General features: G+C 47.9%; 2 protein-coding genes. Both read right to left on the reverse strand.

Annotation, left to right across the window (positions count from 1 at the left end; genetic code table 11):
• Positions 1 to 422: GTPase Era (gene era / locus R7Q09_RS28640; RefSeq protein WP_318144271.1), on the reverse strand; the 422-nt coding region annotated here is incomplete at its 3' end.
• The coding region (locus R7Q09_RS28645; RefSeq protein WP_318144272.1) for a putative dsRNA-binding protein at positions 415 to 505 on the reverse strand (91 nt) is incomplete at its 5' end. The genes R7Q09_RS28645 and era, both read right to left, overlap by 8 nt.

Here is a 505-nt window from a genome sequence, read left to right on the forward strand (position 1 = left end):
ACACAAAGTACAACAGGGAAGTTCGATTTCTGAAGCTTGGTCAACACCATCTCGTCGTCTTTCGTCCAATGGGTACCATCGACCAAGAAGAAAACTAGGTTCACGTCACTCAACGATGAGTTTGCAGCGCGGTTCATCAAACGGTTGATTGCACGTTTTTCTTCAATGTGAAGTCCTGGTGTATCAACGTAAATCGCTTGGTAATCGCCATCTGTGTCGACGCCCATGATGCGGTGACGCGTCGTTTGTGGCTTACGTGACGTGATCGAGATCTTCTGACCTAGAATTTTGTTCAGAAGCGTCGATTTACCCACGTTAGGACGACCAACAATGGCAATGAAACCACAATGCTGGTTTTCCGGTGAGCTCACCTCACCATGTGATGCGAAAAACGCATCGATATCGAATTCGTTATCAGCCATTAGTTAATTGCTCTAGTGCTGTTTCTGCTGCCGCCTGTTCTGCCTTGCGGCGGCTGGTGCCTTTACCGATTACAGGCTTATCC

The sequence above is a fragment of the Vibrio sp. 2130-1 genome (genome assembly GCF_033339515.1).